The organism is Arthrobacter sp. 10N43 (genome assembly GCF_056394525.1).
In genome coordinates this window covers 62,641-81,277 of record NZ_JBFTIA010000010.1, presented here as the reverse complement: position 1 = coordinate 81,277, position 18,637 = coordinate 62,641, and the positions used below count along the sequence as shown (strand labels likewise).

General features: G+C 67.7%; 16 protein-coding genes. 11 read left to right on the top strand and 5 right to left on the bottom strand.

Going from position 1 to position 18,637, the window contains the following annotated elements; all coding sequences use genetic code 11:
• Nucleotides 1–64: 64 nt before the first annotated feature.
• Entirely contained in the window at nt 65–2,740 is a 2,676-nt protein-coding gene (gene clpB / locus AC1DDO_RS17730) for an ATP-dependent chaperone ClpB (protein WP_476972417.1), read from the bottom strand.
• Nucleotides 2,741–3,354: 614 nt separating this feature from the next.
• Between clpB and AC1DDO_RS17725 the strand changes: the two genes are divergently transcribed.
• The 8 genes from AC1DDO_RS17725 to AC1DDO_RS17690 all read left to right on the top strand — a co-directional run bounded on the left by AC1DDO_RS17725 (nt 3,355) and on the right by AC1DDO_RS17690 (nt 12,336).
• A complete protein-coding gene (locus AC1DDO_RS17725; protein ID WP_476868905.1) occupies nt 3,355–4,413 on the top strand; it encodes a LacI family DNA-binding transcriptional regulator in 1,059 nt (352 codons plus the stop codon).
• A gap of 252 nt (nt 4,414–4,665) precedes the next feature.
• The gene (locus tag AC1DDO_RS17720) at nt 4,666–5,985 is read left to right on the top strand and encodes an MFS transporter (protein WP_476972416.1); all 1,320 of its coding nucleotides are present in this window, start codon (nt 4,666–4,668) and stop codon (nt 5,983–5,985) included.
• An 83-nt stretch (nt 5,986–6,068) separates the two neighbouring features.
• On the top strand, nt 6,069–6,833 hold the full coding sequence (locus AC1DDO_RS17715; protein WP_441409615.1) for an SDR family oxidoreductase: 765 nt from the start codon (nt 6,069–6,071) through the stop codon (nt 6,831–6,833).
• A 19-nt stretch (nt 6,834–6,852) separates the two neighbouring features.
• Complete coding sequence (gene kce, locus AC1DDO_RS17710) at nt 6,853–7,785, top strand: 3,5-dioxohexanoate:acetyl-CoA acetone transferase (protein ID WP_476868903.1); 933 nt, start codon at nt 6,853–6,855, stop codon at nt 7,783–7,785.
• A gap of 4 nt (nt 7,786–7,789) precedes the next feature.
• Nucleotides 7,790–8,815, top strand: coding sequence for a glycerate kinase (locus AC1DDO_RS17705; RefSeq protein WP_476868902.1), 1,026 nt, complete (start codon nt 7,790–7,792; stop codon nt 8,813–8,815).
• Nucleotides 8,816–9,275: 460 nt separating this feature from the next.
• On the top strand, nt 9,276–9,767 hold the full coding sequence (locus tag AC1DDO_RS17700) for a carboxymuconolactone decarboxylase family protein (protein WP_476868901.1): 492 nt from the start codon (nt 9,276–9,278) through the stop codon (nt 9,765–9,767).
• A 241-nt stretch (nt 9,768–10,008) separates the two neighbouring features.
• Entirely contained in the window at nt 10,009–11,346 is a 1,338-nt protein-coding gene (locus tag AC1DDO_RS17695; protein WP_476868900.1) for an FAD-binding oxidoreductase, read from the top strand.
• A 120-nt stretch (nt 11,347–11,466) separates the two neighbouring features.
• Nucleotides 11,467–12,336: a DUF4031 domain-containing protein gene (locus AC1DDO_RS17690; RefSeq protein ID WP_476868899.1), complete on the top strand. Its 870-nt coding sequence runs from the start codon at nt 11,467–11,469 to the stop codon at nt 12,334–12,336.
• A gap of 36 nt (nt 12,337–12,372) precedes the next feature.
• Here AC1DDO_RS17690 and AC1DDO_RS17685 read toward each other — a convergent pair whose 3' ends face one another.
• The 4 genes from AC1DDO_RS17685 to AC1DDO_RS17670 form a co-directional block, all read right to left on the bottom strand.
• Entirely contained in the window at nt 12,373–12,846 is a 474-nt protein-coding gene (locus AC1DDO_RS17685) for an SRPBCC family protein (RefSeq protein WP_476868898.1), read from the bottom strand.
• A gap of 68 nt (nt 12,847–12,914) precedes the next feature.
• Nucleotides 12,915–13,328 carry a YccF domain-containing protein gene (locus AC1DDO_RS17680; protein ID WP_476868897.1) on the bottom strand — a complete coding sequence of 138 codons (414 nt, stop codon included), beginning with the start codon at nt 13,326–13,328 and terminating at the stop codon, nt 12,915–12,917.
• A gap of 132 nt (nt 13,329–13,460) precedes the next feature.
• Nucleotides 13,461–14,012 (bottom strand): YceI family protein, encoded by a 552-nt coding sequence (locus AC1DDO_RS17675; RefSeq protein WP_476868896.1) that lies wholly within the window; start codon nt 14,010–14,012, stop codon nt 13,461–13,463.
• A gap of 251 nt (nt 14,013–14,263) precedes the next feature.
• Entirely contained in the window at nt 14,264–15,340 is a 1,077-nt protein-coding gene (locus AC1DDO_RS17670; RefSeq protein WP_476868895.1) for a glycoside hydrolase family 16 protein, read from the bottom strand.
• A 226-nt stretch (nt 15,341–15,566) separates the two neighbouring features.
• Between AC1DDO_RS17670 and AC1DDO_RS17665 the strand changes: the two genes are divergently transcribed.
• The 3 genes from AC1DDO_RS17665 to AC1DDO_RS17655 all read left to right on the top strand — a co-directional run bounded on the left by AC1DDO_RS17665 (nt 15,567) and on the right by AC1DDO_RS17655 (nt 18,636).
• Nucleotides 15,567–16,427, top strand: coding sequence for a glycosyltransferase family 2 protein (locus AC1DDO_RS17665; protein WP_476868894.1), 861 nt, complete (start codon nt 15,567–15,569; stop codon nt 16,425–16,427).
• 1 nt (nt 16,428) lies between these two features.
• On the top strand, nt 16,429–17,427 hold the full coding sequence (locus AC1DDO_RS17660; RefSeq protein ID WP_476868893.1) for a glycosyltransferase family 2 protein: 999 nt from the start codon (nt 16,429–16,431) through the stop codon (nt 17,425–17,427).
• A 108-nt stretch (nt 17,428–17,535) separates the two neighbouring features.
• Nucleotides 17,536–18,636 carry a hypothetical protein gene (locus tag AC1DDO_RS17655; protein WP_476868892.1) on the top strand — a complete coding sequence of 367 codons (1,101 nt, stop codon included), beginning with the start codon at nt 17,536–17,538 and terminating at the stop codon, nt 18,634–18,636.
• The last annotated feature ends 1 nt before the right edge of the window (nt 18,637 follow it).

Here is an 18,637-nt window from a genome sequence, read left to right as displayed (position 1 = left end):
CTGCGGCGCGTTTGTCTGTTGCGGCGCGTTTGTATGTTGCGGCGGCTTAGTCTGACGGGGCGGCTTACTGCTGCGGCGGCGCCTGCTCCTTGCGACGGACCGAGAGCCCGCTGCCGGTGGCCGCGGCGCCGTCGGTCAGGTCCATGTCCTCCAGCTCGCCCATGGTGAGTTCCATCAGGTCCGGCGCGGTGTCCACCAGGACGGTGTCGCCGTCGGTGATGTCGCCGGCCAGGATTTCCTTTGCCAGCCGGTCGCCGATCTCGCGCTGCACCAGCCGGCGCAGCGGCCGGGCGCCGTACGCCGGGTCGAAGCCGGTCACGGCCAGCCAGGCCCGGGCGCCCTCGGTGACTTCGAGGTTCAGCCGGCGGCCCTTGAGCCGCTCGCCCAGCTCCTTGACCTGGAGTTCCACGATTTCGGACAGTTCCTCCACGCTCAGCGGATCGAAGAGGACCACCTCGTCCAGCCTGTTCAGGAATTCCGGCTTGAAGGAGGCGTTCACCATGGCCATGACGGCGTTCTTCTTGGCCGCGGCGTCGAGGTTGGGGTCCACCAGGAACTGGCTGCCTATGTTCGAAGTGAGCACCAGGATCACGTTGCGGAAGTCCACGGTGCGGCCCTGACCATCGGTGAGCCGGCCGTCGTCGAGCACCTGCAGGAGGATGTCGAAGACCTCCGGGTGGGCCTTTTCCACCTCGTCCAGCAGCAGCACCGAGTACGGGCGCCGCCTGACGGCCTCGGTGAGCTGGCCGCCCTCCTCGTAGCCGACGTACCCGGGAGGCGCCCCGACGAGCCTGGCCACGGAGTGCTTCTCCGAATATTCGGACATGTCGATCCGGACCATCGCGCGCTCGTCGTCGAAGAGGAAGTCCGCAAGGGACTTGGCGAGCTCAGTCTTGCCGACGCCGGTGGGGCCCAGGAACAGGAACGAACCCGTGGGCCGGTTGGGATCGCTGATCCCGGCGCGGGCGCGGCGCACGGCGTCGGAAACCACGGCGACGGCCTTCTTCTGGCCGATCAGCCGCTCGCCCAGGACGTGCTCCATGTTCAGCAGCTTCTGGCTCTCGCCCTGCAGCATGCGCCCCGCGGGGATGCCGGTCCAGGCGGATATCACCTCGGCGATGTCGTCGGCGGTGACCTGCTCCGCGACCATTTGGGTCGACTTGTCCGTGTTGGCTGCTTCCGCAGCGGCCGCCGCATTCAATTCGCGCTCCAAAGCCGGAATCTCGCCATAGAGGATCCGCGACGCCGTTTCCAGGTCTCCCTCACGCTGGGCCTTGTCGGCCGCGGAGCGGAGCTCGTCAAGCTTCGCCTTCAAGTCGCCCACGCGGTTGAGACCGGCCTTCTCGGCCGCCCAGCGGGCATTCAGCGCCGCGAGCTCCTCATTCTGGTCGGCTTTGTCCGCGCGAAGGGCCTCGAGGCGTTCCAGCGAGGCGGGATCCTTCTCGTTCTTGAGGGCCAGTTCCTCCATGGTCAGCCGGTCAACCTGGCGGCGCAGCTGGTCGATCTCCTCGGGCGCGGAGTCGATTTCCATGCGCAGCCGGGACGCGGCCTCGTCCACGAGGTCGATCGCCTTGTCCGGCAGCTGCCGGCCCGAGATGTACCGGTTGGAGAGGGTCGCGGCGGCCACCAGCGCGGAGTCTGAGATCGTCACCTTGTGGTGGGCCTCGTAGCGTTCCTTGAGGCCGCGCAGAATGCCGATGGTGTCCTCGACGCTCGGCTCGCCCACGAACACCTGCTGGAAGCGGCGCTCCAGGGCGGGGTCCTTTTCGATGTTCTCGCGGTACTCGTCCAGCGTGGTCGCACCGATCAGCCGCAGCTCGCCGCGGGCCAGCATGGGTTTGAGCATGTTGCCGGCGTCCATGGAGCTGTCCCCGGTCGCGCCGGCCCCCACCACCGTGTGGAGCTCATCGATGAACGTGACGATCTGCCCCTCGGAGCCCTTGATTTCCTCCAGGACAGCCTTGAGTCGCTCCTCGAATTCGCCGCGATACTTCGCGCCGGCCACCATGGAAGCGAGGTCCAGGGCGATCAGGGTCTTGCCGCGCAGGCTTTCCGGCACGTCGCCCTGCACGATCCGCTGGGCGAGGCCCTCGACGACGGCGGTCTTGCCGACGCCGGGCTCGCCGATAATGACGGGGTTGTTCTTGGTGCGGCGGCTCAGGACCTGGATGATGCGCCGGATCTCGGCATCGCGGCCAATCACCGGGTCCAGCTTGCCCGAGCGGGCCACCGCGGTGAGGTCCGTGCCGTACTTCTCGAGCGCCTGGAACGAATTTTCCGGGTCCGCGTTGTCCACCTTGCGGCCGCCGCGGACGCCGGGCAGGGCGGCCAGGAGCGCCTCGTGGGAGGCGCCGGCCTCGCGCAGGAGCGTCCCGACGCCGTCGCTCCCGGCAGCGAGGCCCAGCAGCAGGTGCTCGGTCGAAACAAAGCTGTCCCCGAGCCGCTCGGCCTCGTTCTGGGCATTCTTGATCGCCTGCAGCCCGGCGCGGGACAGCTGCGCCTGCTGCACACTGCTTCCGGATGTCGAGGGAAGGGCCTTGATTGCGGTGCTCGCCTGGACGCTGACGGCATCCGGGTCTGCGCCCGTGGCCCGGAGCAGTGCGACGGCGACGCCCTCCCGCTGGTCCATAAGCGCCTTGAGCAGGTGCGCCTGCTCGAGCTGCGGGTTTCCCGCGGTCGAGGCATTCATGGCGGCGGCAGCGAGAGCCTCCTGGCTCTTGGTGGTGAATTTGGCGTCCAAAGAGGGCTCCTTCCGGAATGGTCCTGATGTCAAAGTTGAGTCTACATCGCTCAACTTTGCCGTGATGCCCGCTGGCTCCATGTTTGCCGACAGCGAAACCCCTGTCTAGGGGCGGACTGCCCGCGGGCCGGGCGCACCGGGGAGTGGCGCCGGGGGCACCAGGGAGAGCCGGGGGGCACCGAGGGGCAACCCGGCTTCCGCCCCCGGCCCCACAGGTTCCACGGGTTCCACTGATTCCACTGATTCCACTGATTCCACTGATTCCACTGATTCCACTGACCCCACGGGACATGCCCTCCCCTGAGCCCGAAGAGTGGACATAATCCCATCATGTCCACTCCTCGAGCCAAGGACTGGACATGCTCCCGCCATCCGGGCGCGAAGAATGAGCATGTCCCGCTCACGGCACGAAAAATGAGCATGTCCCCGCTCGCCCGGCACGACCCCGCCCCAAGACTGGACATGTCCCACTCGCCCGGATTAGAAAAATGGGCATGTCCCGCAGCAGCCGCCCACGCAGCCGCATGAATCACTTAACGTTGCTTAACGATCGGCAGGCTCCTTACTGTAACTGGGGTCACAGCAACTCGAACCAACACGAAGGAGGGCCGGACATGCACGAACACGCCACAAGCGCCACGATGGACGGCCGTGTTGGCCCGGTTTCGGCCGCAGCGGTGGCCCGGGCCGCCGGGGTTTCCTCGGCCGCGGTCTCCTATGTCCTCAACGGCAAGGGCGGCGTCTCGCCGGAAACCCGGCGCCACATCATCCATGTGGCGAACGAGCTCGGCTTCAGGCCCCGTAAGCCCTCGCAGTCAACAGACCCGCAGCGGACCCGGGTCATCGGGCTGATCCTGCCGAACATCATCAATCCGATGTTTCCGCGCTGGGCGCAGGGCGTCATCACGGCCGCGGCGGAGTCGGGCTACGAAGTTTTCGTCGCCACCACCCAGGACGATCCGGAGGTCCTCGCCCAGGTCACCTCCACACTGGCGCACCGCAACGTGGACGGCATCATCCTGGCCGCCTCGCTCCGGGACGACGCCACCGCGCTCCGCACCCTGAGGGCGGCCCGGATCCCCTTCGTATGCCTGTCCCGGCGGGCGGACTTCCTCGATTCGGACTTTGTCGGGATCGACGACGACGCCGCCGCCTCCACGCTGATGCAGCACATGCTCAGCCACGGGTTCACCGAGATCGCCACCGTCGTGGGGCCCCGATTCTCGACCGCCTCCCTGGCCCGTGAACAGGCGTTTGTCCGCACCGCCGCCGCAGCCGGCATCACCATCAGCGGCGACCGGAAGATCAGCACCAGGGTCAACAACGAGGGCGGCCGGCTGGCGGCCGAACGGCTGTTTTCCGCCGGAACTCCGCCCCAGGCCGTAGTGTGCGGCAGCGACGAACTTGCCATCGGCGTCATGGAATACGCCCTGTCGCGCGGCCTGCGCATCCCGGAGGACGTCGCCGTCGCCGGCTGTGACGGTCTGCCGCACAGCCGCTCCGGGCTGATCAACCTGACCAGCATTGTCCAACCGCAGCAGGAAATGGCCAACGAGGCCTTCGCCATGCTGCTCAAACGCATCGATTCCCCGTCCGCCTCCTACACCTCGAAAGTGTGCCGGCACCGCCTGCACGTCGGGCGGACGTGCGGCTGCACGCCGCCGGACATCTGAGTCCGGGCGCCGTACCGGAGACGCCCACGCCGGCGGCCACACGCCGGCCGCGGCCCGGCCGCGGCCAGTCCCCCGGCATCCGCCCGTCCACGCCCACCATTCCTCGCCAGTCGGTCACGACGACGGCTCCGTGTGCCCCGTCGCGGCCACACGGCTCCCGGTCGCCTGACTTCCGCACGCCCGTGCTGACCACCGGCCCCGGCCACCGACCCCGACCAACGACCCAGCCCACCGACCCAAGGACCCCGACCCATGTCAGTTGTATCCGCACCAAAGAAGATGCGCACACCGCAGGAAATCAACGGCGTGATCCTACGCCGCGTCATGCCGCTGCTGATCGGCGCCTACATCATGGCCTTCCTGGACCGCACCAACATCGGCATGGCCAAGGACCGGCTGGAGATCGACCTCGGCATCTCGGCCACCGCTTACGGAATCGGCGCCGGGCTCTTCTTCCTGACCTACGCCCTGTCCGAGATCCCGTCCAACCTGATCATGCACAAGGTCGGCGCCCGCTTCTGGATCATGCGGATCATGATTACCTGGGGCATCATCTCCGCCGGCATGGCCTTCGTCCAGGGCGAATGGTCCTTCTACATCATGCGGATGCTGCTCGGCGTCGCCGAGGCCGGGCTCTTCCCGGGCGTCATGTACTTCCTGACCCAGTGGTTCGTGGTCAAGGACCGCGCCAAGGCCAACGGAATGTTCCTGCTCGGCGTCTCCATCGCCAACATCGTCGGCGCCCCGCTGGGCGGCCTGCTGCTGACCATGGACGGACTCGGCGGCCTGCACGGCTGGCAGTGGATGTTCCTCGTCGAGGGCCTACCGGCGTGCGTCCTCGCCTACGTCGTCTGGAAGAAACTCCCGGACCGCCCCAGCCAGGCAACATTCCTGACTGCCGAGGAAGCGGCCGATCTCGAGGCCCGCATCGCCGCCGAGGAATCTGCCGGCGCCGAGGCCTCCGGCAACCACCGGCTCCGCGATGTCCTGAAGGACAAGCAGATCCTCCTCGTCGTCGGCGTCTACTTCACCCACCAGATCGCCGTCTACGCCCTGTCCTACTTCCTGCCCTCCATCATCGGCACGTACGGAAAGCTCAGCCCGCTGCAGATCGGCCTGCTGACGGCCATCCCCTGGATCTTCTCCGCGGCCGGCGCACTGTTGGTCCCCCGTTTCGCCACCGACGGCCGCCGCTCCCGGATGCTGGTCACCGGAACCATGACCGGCATCGTCGCGGGCTTCGCGCTGGGTGCCGTCGGCGGTCCACTGCTCGGGATGATCGGCTTCTGCCTCGCCGCCTTCAATTTCTTCGCCCTGCAGCCGATCCTCTTCACCTACCCGGCCACCCGGCTCAGCGGCGCCGCCCTCGCCGGCGGCATCGCCTTCGTCAACACCATCGGCCTGTGCGGCGGTTTCCTGGGCCCCTACGTCATGGGCTTCATGCAGGACGCCACCGGCTCCAAGCTGTCCGGGCTGTGGTTCATCGTGGCCATGTGCATCATCGGCGCGCTGCTGTCCCTGCTGCTCAAGCGCGGCACGGAGAAGCCCGCGGCTGTCCCGGCCGCCCACTGACCCACGGATCACCGCCCGTTCCGGACGCGCCCCGCCGCGCGTCCGGAACGGGCCCGCACACCCTCTGACTGCAAGGAATACCCATGGATTTCACCGCCAAACGCGTCCTGGTCACCGCCGGAGCCAACGGCATCGGCCTGGCCATCGCCAACAGGTTCCGGGAACTCGGCGCCGCCGTCTTCGTCACCGACATTGACCCCGACGCCGTCGAGAAGGCCCGCGTCAACGGCCTCGCGGCCGCCGTCAGCGACGTCTCCGACGAATGGCAGGTCCGCGCCCTCATGGCCACGGTCCGGGAAGAACTGGGCGGCCTGGATGTCCTGGTCAACAATGCCGGCATCGCCGGGCCCACCGGCCCCCTGGAATCCATCGACGCCGCGGCATGGAAGGCGACCTTCGACGTCAACATCCACGGCCAGTTTTTCTGCATCAAACACGCCCTGCCCCTGCTGCGCGAGGGCAACGGCGCCTCGATCGTGAACCTGTCCTCGGCCGCCGGGCGGCTGGGCATGGCCGGCCGCAGCGCCTACTCGGCGTCGAAGTGGGCCGTCGTCGGGCTCACCAAGACCCTTGCGATCGAACTCGGCCCGGACCGGATCCGGGTCAACGCCATCTGCCCCGGCGCCGTCAACGGCCCCCGGATCGACGCGGTCATCAATGCCAAGGCCGAAATGCTCGGGCAGCCGGCGGACGAGGTGTCCGCGCTCTACCACCACCAGTCCTCGCTCGGCCGGCTCATCGAGGCCGAGGACATCGCCAACATGGCCGTCTTCGTGGCCAGCGACCTGGCCCGCAACGTCAACGGCCAGGCTCTCGCCGTCGACGGCAACACCGAAAAACTCTACTGATCCCCGAGGAGCGACACCCATGGCTGCTGCACGCAAAGTCATCATCACCAGCGCCGTCACCGGCGCCATCCACACCCCGTCCATGTCCCCGCACCTGCCCGTATCCCCGGACGAGATCGCCGACGCCGCGATCGGCGCCGCCGAGGCCGGAGCCGCGATTGTGCACATGCACGCCCGCGATCCCAGGGACGGCCGCCCCTCACAGGACCCGGAGCACTTCGCACCGATCCTGGACAAACTCAAGCGGAACACCGACGCCGTCATCAACATCACCACGGGCGGCTCCCCGCACATGAGCGTCGAGGAGCGGATGCAGCCGGCAGCACTGTTCAAGCCCGAGCTCGCCTCGCTGAACATGGGCTCGATGAACTTCGGGCTGTACCCGATGCTGGAGCGCTTCACCGAGTTCGGCCACGACTGGGAACGCGAGGGGCTCGAGAAGAGCCGCGACCTGGTCTTCAAGAACACCTTCCAGGACATCGAGACCATCCTGGGCATCGGCAACCAGAACGGCACCCGCTTCGAGTTCGAGTGCTACGACATCTCGCACCTGAACAACCTGGCCCACTTCCATGCCCGCGGACTTGCCAGGGGCCCGCTGTTCGTCCAGTCCGTGTTCGGCCTGCTCGGCGGCATCGGCGCGCACCCGGAGGACCTCATGCACATGCGCCGCACCGCCGACCGTCTGCTGGGCGAGGACTACGAGTGGTCCATCCTGGGCGCCGGCAAGAACCAGATGCCGCTCGCCACGATCGGCGCGGCCATGGGCTCGCACGTCCGGGTGGGCCTGGAGGACTCGCTGTGGATCGGGCCGGGGCAGCTCGCCGCGTCCAACGCCGAACAGGTCACCCGGATCCGCACCATCCTGGAAGCCCTCAACTTCGAGGTCGCCACACCGGACGAGGCGCGGCAGATGCTGCAGCTCAAGGGCCGGGACAAGGTGGGTTTCTGAGCGCATGAGCATCCTCGTGGCCCCGGACAGCTTCAAAGGCACCTTCACGGCGGCGCAGGTCGCGGCGCACATTGCCGGCGGGATCCGTTCGGCCGGCGCCGCCGCCGTCGAACTGCCCGTGGCCGACGGCGGCGAGGGCACCTTCGAGGTCCTGGTCAGGGGCCTGGACGCCCGCCCCGTCCGTGTCGGCACGGTGGGCCCGTGGGGTGACGCCGTCGACGCCGTCATCGCCCTGGCCGCCGACGGCACCGCCGTCGTCGAGCTGGCCTTTGCCAGCGGTCTCAACCTGCCCACGTCCGGGGACCGGGACCCGATCGCCGCCAGCACCTATGGCACCGGCGTGCTCATGGCGGAGGCCGTCCGGCTCGGAGCCCGCCGGCTGCTGGTCGCGGCCGGCGGGTCCGCAACGACCGACGGCGGCGCCGGGGCCATCGCTGCGATCGAGGAGCGCGGCGGGCTCCGCGGGGCGGAGGTCGTGATCCTGAGCGACGTCACAACGCGTTTTTCCGACGCCGCCCGGGTGTTCGGTCCGCAGAAGGGCGCCGGTCCGGCCGTGGTTGCCGACCTGACCCGCCGGCTCGAGCTGCAGGCCGAACGCTTCGCCGCCGTGTACGGCCGCGATCCCCGCCTGATGGACCGGACCGGCGCGGCCGGCGGGTTCTCCGGCGGCATGTGGGCACGCTATGGTGCCAGCCTGGTGTCAGGGGCCAACTATGTGCTGGATTTGTTGGGGTTCGACGCGCGACTGGCCGCAAGCAGCGCCGTGGTGGTCGGCGAGGGCCGGCTGGATTCCCAGACCGGACAGGGCAAGATCATCGCCGCCATCCTGGCCCGCGCCGCCGACATACCCGTGTACGCGGTGGTGGGATCGGTGGACCCCGATCTCGGCGCCGATGCGGACAGCTTTGCCGGCATCATCGTGGCCGGCAACCCGGACGCCATGCAGGCGGCGGGGGCTGAACTGGCCCGGGCTGTGTCCCGTGATTCGCCGGTTTCCCGCGCTGCCGCTGCGGTTCGCGCTTCCGTGTGACGCCACGGGACATGTCCCCCGGCGGCCCGTACCGATGGAAATAATCCCTGTGGGCCGAATCCCGGGCCCTAAGACTCGACATGCCCTCTGGGACCAGGTGTGCCCACCGGACATGCCCTCCGTTGACCCACACCGATGGACATAATCCCCTCCTGCCCATTCCCGGGCCTGAAGGCTGGACATGTCCCCTGCAGCCAGGCGTGACCACTGGACATGTCCTGCGGCGGCTCCCAAAACCGGGCATGTGCCACAGCGGGATTGGCGAAGTTCGGAGTGGCCAAGCATGGCGGGGCTCAGCGGGAGGCGAAGCCCGGCCCTGAAAGAGCGGTTCGATGGCCGGGTCCCCCAAGGAACCGGCCATCGAACCAAAAACTCCCACTCCCACACCTTGTCACACATTTGACAAAATTGTCACACGACGCTCCGAGTCTGGCCAAAGCTCGTCGGTATTGTGGAATCCATGACTGAGACGGCCGCACCGCAGCATCCTGACCACCGGAGTGTCTTCCTGGACAAGGAGCATCCGGCCGCGTGGCGTGCACTCAACGGGCTGGGCCTGAAAGCCAAGGAAGCCGCCGCCGAGGCCGGGCTGGACGGGACGCTGATCGAACTGCTCAACGTCCGCATTTCGCAGATCAACGGCTGCGCCTATTGCCTGGATATGCATGTCGGCGATGCCGTTAAGAATGGCGAGTCGGCCCAGCGGCTGGCTGTCCTCTCGGCCTGGCGGGACACAACACTGTTCTCAGAAAAGGAACGAGCAGCCCTGACCCTGGCCGAGGCCATCACCAGCATCTCTGACGCCCGGGCCCGAGACCACGACGGCGCACAGGCCCGGCGGCACCTTTCGGCCGAGGAATTTTCCGCCGTCAGCTGGCTGGCCATCACCATGAACGCTTTCAACCGGGTTTCCATCGTTAGCCAGCACCCGGTCCGCGCCGCCCGCGACTAACCCCCGCGATTAAACCCGCCGGCGCCTCACGCCGACACCCCACCAGGACACGCCCCAGTGGCACCCAGCCAGGCCACCAACTGGCACACCCGACCGGAGATCAGGAAGTAGCCAGGGAGACGCGGGACCCCCGGGCATCGCTGCCGCGCCGCCTGCCAAACAGAACGCCATAGCCACATCCGGTGCGCGGTCGTAAGCTCGGAAAGTGGGGCGGAGCCGCGGTCACCGAGGGAGCACTGCCATGAAGTGGGTCAGGCCGGGTCACCCGGAATACGACGAAACTCGAAGACTCTTCAACGCGATGATCGACCGCCATCCGGCCGTCATTGCCCCATGCGCCGACGCGGCAGAGGTGGCCGAGGCCTTGGCGTATGCGCGGACGCACGGCTTCGACGTCGCCGTCCGCGCGGGCGGCCATTCCGTGGCTGGCATGTCGTTGAACGACGGCGGCCTTGTAGTCGACGTTCGTCCGATGAAATCCGCCCGCGTGGACCCGGAGGCCCGCACGGCCACGGTGGGTGCAGGCCTCACCTGCGGGGAGTTTGACCGGGCCACCCAGGAGTACGGGCTCGCCATCACCGGCGGGCGTGTCTCCACGACCGGTCTCGCCGGTTTCACACTCGGGGGCGGGTCGGGCTGGCTCGAGCGCGCCTTCGGCTTCGCCTGCGATGACCTCGTCTCCGTGGACCTGGTCACGGCCGCCGGTGAACAGGTGACGGCCAGCGCCCGGGAGAATCCCGAGCTGTTCTGGGCCCTGCACGGAGGCGGCGGGAACTTCGGCGTCGCCACGTCCTTCACCTTCGGCCTGCACCAGCTCGGGCCACAAGTGCACGCCGGCCTGCTGATGTGGCCGGGGGACGCGGCCGAGGAAATCAGCCACGGCTACCGGGAACTGGCGCTTGCGGCGCCCAACGAGGAGTCCGCCACCCTCATCTACGCGATCGCGCCGGCGGAGCCTTTTGTGCCCGCGAACCTGGTGGGCAAGATGGTGGTGTGCGTGGTGTACGTCTTCGCTGGCGACCCCGCGGCGGGAAAGGAACATGCCAAGGCCTACCGGGAGCTTGGGCCTGCGGTGGACCTGGTGGAGGACACGGACTACGCCGACTTCCAGTGTTCCCTCGACGACCCGCCGGGCAAGTACAACTATTGGAGCGCTGACTATCACGACGAACTTTCCGACGGCGCCCTGGACGTCATCATCGACTCGGCCCGGAATCTCCCGGGACCAAGTTCCCAGCAGCTGATAGCCCACTGGGGCGGGGCCGTGAGCGGGCCTGCCGCGGCCGCCACCCCGCTGCTGAACCGGAACGCCAGCTGGGTGAGCCACCCCTTCGGCCTGGGCGACACTCCGCAGGGCGGGCAGGAGGCGAAGGCGTGGGTCAAGCGGTTCCGCCAGGACATAGCCCCCTACGCGACCGGAGGCGTGTGGCTGAACTTCATCGGCAACGAGGGCCAGGACCGCGTCCGGGCAGCCTTCGGCGAGGACAACTACGCCCGGCTGGCAAACGTGAAACGCGAGTTTGACCCCGGGAATGTTTTCCACGGCAACCAGAACATCCGCCCCTCCGTCGCTGTGTGACCCCGCGCCCGGCGGCCCGGCCCGCACCCGGCCGGCGACAGCCCGACGATGCCCGACGATGCCCGACGCCGGACCGCGCCGGCCCGCGTCGGCGTCAGCGGGCGGCGCTAGACTTCCTCCATGGCCGTCTACGTCGATCCGCCGCTCTGGCCTGCCCACGGAACGCACTTCTCGCACCTCGTCTCGGACAGCTCGCTTGAGGAGCTGCACTCGTTTGCCGCGGCCGCGGGCATCTCCGGCCGCGCGTTCGACGGCGACCACTACGACGTCGCCGAGGACCGCTATGCGGCCCTCGTGGCGGCCGGCGCCATCCCTGTGGAGGGCCGGGTGCTGGTCCGCAAGCTGATCGACAGCGGCCTGCGGATCCCGGCCCGCCGGCGCGGCAAGGCCCTCAGGATTCCCCTGCTGAACCGCTGGAATGAGGCGCTGCCGGGCCACGACGCCCTCTTCCTTGACCTGCTGGACCGCTGGGGCGAGGAGCACCGGAAGTACCACGGCCGCACCCACCTGCTGGCCGTACTGGAGGCCCTGGACCTGCTCTGCGATCCGTCCGATCCGCCCCGAGCAGTACTGCTGGCGGCCTGGTTCCACGATGCCGTCTACCGCGGCATCGCGGGAGAGGACGAAGAGGAATCGGCGCGGCTGGCCGAAGACCGGCTCCGGCATGCCGGCCTGCCGGCCGCCGAGGTGGACGAAGTGGTGCGCCTGGTCCTGCTGAGCGCGGACCACTGTCCGGAGCCCGGAGACGACGCCGGCGCCCTGCTCAGCGACGCCGACCTCTCCGTCCTTGGCGGGGACCCGGAGGCCTACGGCCGTTATCTGGCCGCCGTCAGGGAAGACTTCGCGCACATCGGCGACGCCGACTTCGCCACCGGCCGCGCCGCCGTCGTCCGCCGGCTGCTGCAGCTGGATCCGCTCTTCCATACGGACCGGGCCCGCGGGCTGTGGCTGGAGGCGGCCCGCCGGAACCTGCAGGGCGAACTCGCGTGAAAAGAGACCACCGCGCTCGCCGGCAGCCGGTGATGCTCAGGCGGCAACGCTGAGGTGATTCGCCAGCCGGTCGAACGATTCACGCCATCCTTCGCCGTGGCGGTCGCGGCTGGACGCAGAGTCGAACGGTCCCTGGGTGAAGGTCATCTGGGTGCCGCCGTCGACGTCCTCCAACCGGATCGTCACCTCGGTCTCGAAGCCGCGGGTGCCGTCCGGCCTGTCCCAGGCATGGGTGAAGACCAACAGGTGCGGCGGCTCAATATCGGTGTGCACCCCGCCCCACCAAAATTGCTGCCCCGTACTGTCCTGGATCATGCAGGCGCGGTACAGGCCACCGACCTCAAGGTCCGTATCGACGCTCTCCCGCGGGACATGGAAGCCGCGCGGACCCCACCACTGCGGAGCCTCGTCCGGGTCCGTCAACGCGGACCAGACACCCCGGAGCGGGGCCCTGAACTCGCGCACAATGACCAGCATGAGGTCCGTGTCCCCGGACGCCGGTTCGCTCATGGTCCTCTCCCTCGGATTGCTTGGACTGACAGGGGACGCGGCCTCGGCCCCGGGGCTGCGCCGCCGCGCTAGCGTCGGCCGGGCCTGTAGGCGGTTACGTACGGCGTATTGCTGGGGACGATCTGTTTGCCGAGCGGCATGAGCGAGACCGGGATGAGCTTGAGGTTGGCGATCGCCAGCGGGATGCCGATGATCGTGATGGCCATGGCGAAGGCCGTGATGATGTGCCCGATCGCGATCCAGATCCCTGCCACAAGCAGCCAGATGACGTTTCCCACCAGGGCAAATATGCCGTTTCCGCCGGGCTTGTCGATCACCATTCGACCGAAGGGCCACAAGGCGTAGGACGCGATGCGGAACGAGGCCAGCCCCCACGGAATGGTGACGACCAGCATGCAGCAGACAACGCCGGCCAGGAAGTACCCAAGGGCCAGCCACAGGCCGCCAAAGAGCAGCCAGATGATGTTCAGGAGTGTCTTCATGGTTTCATTCTCGCCCGTAGGACTGACATTCGGCTTAGTGGTTCACCCGGAAAGATCCCTGATTTACGCCTCCGGCCCTCCGACGCCGCCCCCCCGTAGGGGACACCGGGTGCACGTTGGACTTTCCAGGGCTTAGGCGTCGGCCTGCTTGACCATTGCTGCCTCAACATTGATCTTTACCTTGTCGCTGACCAGCAGGCCGCCTGCCTCGAGGGCGGCGTTCCAGGTCAGGCCAAATTCCTTCCGGCTGATGTCTGCCTCAGCGCTGAATCCGGCCCGCGTGGCGCCGAAGGGATCCACCGCGACGCCGGTGAACTCGACTTCGAGTTCGACGGGCTTGGTGACGCCGCGGATCGTGAGGTCGCCGGTCAACACGTAGTCATCCCCGCCGCCCCTGATCGCGGTGGCCCGAAAAGTCATGTCGGGGTACTTTTCGACATCGAAGAAGTCGGGGCCGCGCACGTGGCCGTCGCGGTTGGCGTCGCCCGAATCGAAGCTGGCGGTCTTGACCGTTGCGTGCAGGCTGGCATCTGCCAGCGACTCGCGCAGGTGCGCCTCGGCGGTGGCCTCGTTGAACCGGCCGCGGACCTTGCTGATGCCCGCATGGCGGACGCTGAAACCGACTTCGCTGTGGGACATGTCCAGCATCCACACTCCGGGGGTCAAACCTTCGGGCAGAGTCACAACGGTCTCCTTTGAGCGGGGGCGGGCGGGTCCCGCCAAGCGATCGGGGTGTTCCCCTTCCTGCATGCTAACGAGGAAGCCCGTCCCGGGCTAGGTCCGAGCGGCCCTGACGCTGACACAACGTCAGATCGGATGATCCGGAGATGCCTACTTCGCCAGCACGTCCGGAAAGTACCAGAACCCGGCCTTCGGGACACTCGATGTCACGGCTACAGCGGATGAGCGTGCCGCCCGGCAGCGTTCCCAGCGAATCAGGCCGGCACCCAGACGCTGATCCAGTCGAGGGAGACGTGGCCCTGGGTGGTCGGGGCCGGGCATCCGGTGAGACATGACTCGGTCTGCAGGATCAGGTGCATGGGCGTTGTCGGCACCTTGGAGCTGACGCCCAGGGAACGGCCGTCGAGGAAAAACTCAACCTGCCCGGGGCTCCACTCCATTGTGGCCACATGCCAGGACGTGACGGACTGGTCCGAATCGAATTTCTCGAAGGCATCCGCGCCGTTCCGGTCATAGTGGACGGCGCCGTAGATGATCTTGGCCAGATCCCCTTCGGGGAAGTCCACCTCACCGTCCCGCGGCCAGACGCCGCTGTCTGGCCACAGCAGCCAGGCCGTCTTGAATCCGGGCAAGGCGTCGGCCCGGTAGCGGACCGAGTACCGGCCATACAGCAGACTGTTGGCACGGTGCGGGCTGGAACTGGCATTGGGGATCTTGGGCGTTGGCGCCGCCCCCATGATGATCCCGCTCTCCGAATGCAGGTACCAGTCCAGCGTGCCGTTGCGGACGCTGAGCACCTTGGACGGGTAGTAGCCGGTCTTTCCCCCGTTGGTCTGCCCCGCCGTGTCCGGTGTCCCGTCCTTATAGCCGGCGCTCCACCGCGAACTGTAGAGCGGGCCGGGGAAGCTGCCCACCGGGACGTCGCCGGCGGAGAAGTCCTCGACGAAGACCTGCTTCCAGCCGGGCAGATCACCTGACATGGTCACATCCGTGGTCCGGACCGGAAGTGCTGCTGTTCCCAGGCCCGGCGGGGGCGCGGACAGGGCGCCCGACGGCGGAGCGGGCTCCGTTACGGCACCGCTTTCCGGCGCGCCCGGCTGCGCCTCCGGGCTGCCGGCGCCCGGACCAGCGCCCGGGCTCGCGGAAGGACCAGACGGCGACGCCGAGACGGACGTGAACAGCGGCCGGTCGCCCCGGGGAGCCACATCCGCGGCGCAGCCGGCCAGCGCCAGGGCGGGTCCCAGGACCATGGCGGGAACCAGCCTGAACCAGATGGTGTGGAGACGCCGGCGGCCCGCCGGCACGCGCCCCCACATGACGCGCGTCCGCATTCGGCCAGTGTTGCACGGAGGCCGCCGCGCATCAACAGTTTTCACTCCTTTTTGCTTGAATATTCAAGTTAATCCAAGGTTAATGCAAGGTGGCATGACCAAACTTTAAGCCTGGGGTAATTCACTAAGTTGTCCACAATTGTTCAGTGTCAGCATCGGGTCTATTTCCGGTTTGAGGAGGTCGGAGAGCGCTGCAATTGGGACGAGCAGAATACGTCATTGAGTGGTGAGGCCAGTGTCCATCCCGAATCTCAAGCCAAACGTGCGCCCCCAAACGACGCCCCCGCCGGCAAATCCCTCGGTCAGTGTGGTGATTCCCACGTTGAACGAGGCGATGAACTTGCCGTGGGTTCTGCGGCGTATGCCCTCCTATGTAGATGAGGTGGTAATTGTTGATGGCCGTTCCCTGGACGGAACAGTTGATGTCGCGCGGGCCATGCGCCTGGACGTGGTGGTGGTGGCCGAGCCCCGCCCCGGCAAGGGAAACGCCGTGCGGGCCGGATTTGCCGCGGCCTCCGGCGACATCATCGTCATGCTGGACGGCGACGGCAGCATGGACCCCCAGGAGATCGGCTGGCTGGTGACCCCGCTCCAGCATGAATACGACTTCGTCAAAGGTTCCCGCTATGTGACGGGCGGCGGCTCCGACGATCTCACCTGGCTGCGCAGCGGGGGGAACAAGCTGCTCACCGGGCTCGCCAATGCGGTCCTCCACAGCGACTACTCGGACCTTTGCTACGGCTACATTGCCCTCCGCCGCGAATGCGTTGACATTCTGGAACTGGAGTCCGATGGGTTCGAGATCGAAACCGAACTGATTGTCCGGGCCTCCAGGGCAGGCCTTCGCATTGCCGAGGTTCCCAGCCATGAGCTGTCCCGCATCTCCGGCCAGTCGAACCTGCACACATTCCGGGACGGCTGGCGGGTTCTCCGCACCCTTGCCCGCGAGCGCGTGAGCTGGGAGGCGCCGACAGCCGGTGCCCGCCCCGAGGCCCTGCGCCGAGTCAAGTACAAGTACCCCAGCGCGGTGTTCCCCCACGTTCCCACCGATCCCAGCAGCGTCCTGGGCGTACGGGCAGGCGAATAGGATGTCCGGACACTCCAGCTTCCCGGCAGTATCCGTGGTCATCTGCTCCTACTCGGAGGACCGGTGGGACAGGCTGATGGGCGCCTTGGACTCGGTCCGCACCCAGACCGTCCCGCCCAAGCAGACGATCGTCGTCGTCGACTACAACGTGGACTTGTACAAACGGCTGATCTTCACCGTCCCCGACGCCGTCATAGTCGAAAACACCGGCCCCAAGGGCCTCTCCGGCGCCCGCAACACGGGCGCCGGAATCGCCAAGGCAGAGATCGTGGCCTTCCTCGATGACGACGCCGAAGCCGAGCCGGACTGGCTCGAGCGGCTCGCAGCCTTGTACGACGATCCCGACGTCCTTGCTGTGGGCGGCCGGGTGGAACCGCTCTGGGAAACGGGCCGGCCGGGCCACTTCGCCAACGAGCTCGACTGGATTGTTGGCTGCACCTACCGGGGAATGCCCAAAGTTGCCGCCGAAGTCCGCAACGTCATTGGCGCAAACATGTCCTTCCGGGCCGATGTCCTGGACCGTGTCGGCGGCTTCAACACAGCGTTGGGGCGCCAGGACGCCGTCCCGCTGGGCTGCGAAGAGACCGAACTGTGCATCCGCGCGGTAATCGGAGCTCCCGGATCCCGGGTTGTCTATGAACCCGCAGCCCTGGTGCACCACCACGTGCCGGCAGAGCGCGGCACCTTGCGCTACATGCTTGCGCGCTCCTGGGGCGAAGGGATTTCCAAGGCGCAGGTCAGCCGCGTGGTTGGCCACAAGCGCGCGCTGGGCCCTGAACGGCGCTATGTCCGGCAGGTCCTGCCTCGGGCGGTGTTCGCCGGAATCCGCGGCTGGCTCGGTGGCGGCGACCGTGCCGGACTCGGCCGGGCGGCAACCATCATCGCCGTGCTCGCAGCCACTGCCACCGGCTACGTCCGCGGGCGCCGCCTGCCGGCCGCACCCTCGCCCGTGAAGGCGGCCACGGCGTCGGCGGAAGAGCCTTGGAGGGAAGTCCAGTGAACCGTGCAGCCTACGAGCCCGTCCCCGCAGACCGCCCGGTGCAGCACCTGCGCCCCCTGCACCCCGAACCACCCGACCGCTGTAACCCGACCCCAGAAAGCTTGGATCATGAGCCAGCCTGAACGCGACGTGAAACAGCCGATCGATGCCTCCCCCGGCGCCTCCTTCGATGTCCACGGGATCGTGGGCATCGATGTCGAGGCCGGGACGCCTGGCGAACCGCAGCTGCGGGACATGCTCGCCCCGTTCCTGGGGACCTCCGCCGCGCCACGGCGGATCACCATCGGCGCGAAGATATCGCCGGTTTCCAGCCAGTCCCACGCGGAGGATGCCTACCGGTTCACCGGGGAATCCCTCTACATTCCGGCGGACCGCGTCCAGATCATCGAGACAAAGGACGGGTACCGGGTCGAGGGCGCCGGCGAGCTCCTGACCTCCGTGATTCCGCTGCTGGACAGGCTGTGTGTCCAGGAGGAGACGGCCATGATCCATGCCGCGGTAGTGGATTTCCGCGGCTCCGGGGTGCTTCTGCCGGCCTGGGGCGGGGTCGGGAAGACCAGCACGGTGGCGAAGCTGGTGGCCATGCGCGACGTGCGCTTCATGGCGGATGACTGGGCCTTCATGGGCGCCGGCGGCATGCTCATGGGCTACGCCAAACCGATGTTCATCAAGCCCCACCACCGTGCCATCTACCCGGACATGTTCCGGGGGACGCGCAAGCCCCTGGCCCCCGGATGGCTGACCACGCCGGTCGCCCACCTGGCGACGGCGGTCCATCCGGTCATTGTCCGCTACCCGAAAACCGCCGCCTTCACCCGGCGCTGGTCCCCCGAGCACCGCATGGTGCAGCCGGAGCATGTCTTCGGGGCGCAGCGGATTTCATCCGCGGCGCCGGCACAGCTGGCCATCTTCCTCGAGCGGTTCGACGGCGCGGACGCCCGGCTGGAAGCGCGAAGCGCGGAATGGATGACGTCCCGGGTCGTAGGCAACTTCCATTCGGAACTGCCCATGGTGTCGCGGCGGCTCGTCGAGGCCCTCGGCGCCACCAGCCTGGTCCCGCTGGAGGAGCATTTCGGGCAGAAGGCGGCCGTGGTCCGCCGGGCCCTGGAGGATGTTCCCTGCTGGCTGCTCCGGCTGCCGGCCGCATGGTCTGCGGACCAGGCATCTGACTACATCGCGAATCTGGTCCGTTCAAAACTGGATGAGTGAG